This is a genomic window from Stutzerimonas azotifigens (assembly GCF_013522725.1).
Classification (GTDB): domain Bacteria; phylum Pseudomonadota; class Gammaproteobacteria; order Pseudomonadales; family Pseudomonadaceae; genus Stutzerimonas; species Stutzerimonas azotifigens_A.
The window spans coordinates 1-774 of record NZ_JAAMRF010000027.1; the positions used below are offsets into that span (position 1 = coordinate 1).

General features: G+C 67.6%; 1 protein-coding gene. It reads right to left on the minus strand.

Annotated features, from left to right (window positions below):
- Positions 1–774: FAD-dependent oxidoreductase (locus G7026_RS22490; protein WP_181073271.1), on the minus strand; the 774-nt coding region annotated here is incomplete at both ends.

Sequence of the window (774 nt, forward strand, 5' to 3'; positions counted from 1 at the left end):
ACTCGATCAGGGTCACGTGGGCGACGATGCCGGCGAGATCGATCGCCGCTTCGACACCGGAGTTGCCGCCACCGATCACCGCCACGCGCTTGCCCTTGAACAGCGGGCCGTCGCAGTGCGGGCAGTAGGCCACGCCCTTGTTGCGGTATTCCTGCTCGCCGGGGACGTTCATTTCACGCCAGCGCGCGCCGGTGGCCAGGACGATGGTCTTGGCCTTGAGCTCGGCGCCACTTTCGAAGCGCACGGTGTTCAGCCCGCCAGGCTCGGTGCAGGGCACCAGGGCGGCGGCGCGCTGCAGGTTCATGATGTCGACTTCGTACTGGCGCACGTGCTCTTCGAGGGCGCGGGCCAGTTTCGGCCCTTCGGTCTCCTGCACGGAGATGAAGTTCTCGATGGCCATGGTGTCGAGCACCTGGCCGCCGAAGCGCTCGGCCGCGACACCCGTGCGGATGCCTTTGCGCGCCGCGTAGATGGCCGCCGAGGCGCCGGCCGGGCCACCGCCGATGACGAGCATGTCGAAGGAGTCCTTGGCGTTGAGCTTGGCCGCATCGCGGGCCGAGGCGCCGGTGTCGATCTTGGCGAGGATCTGCTCGACATCCATCCGACCCTGGCCGAACAGCTCGCCGTTGAGGTAGAGACTCGGCACCGACATGATCTGGCGCTGCTCGACTTCGTCCTGGAACAGCGCGCCGTCGATGGCGACGTGGCGGATGTTGGGGTTGAGCACCGCCATCAGGTTCAGCGCCTGGACCACGTCCGGGCAGTTCTGGCAGG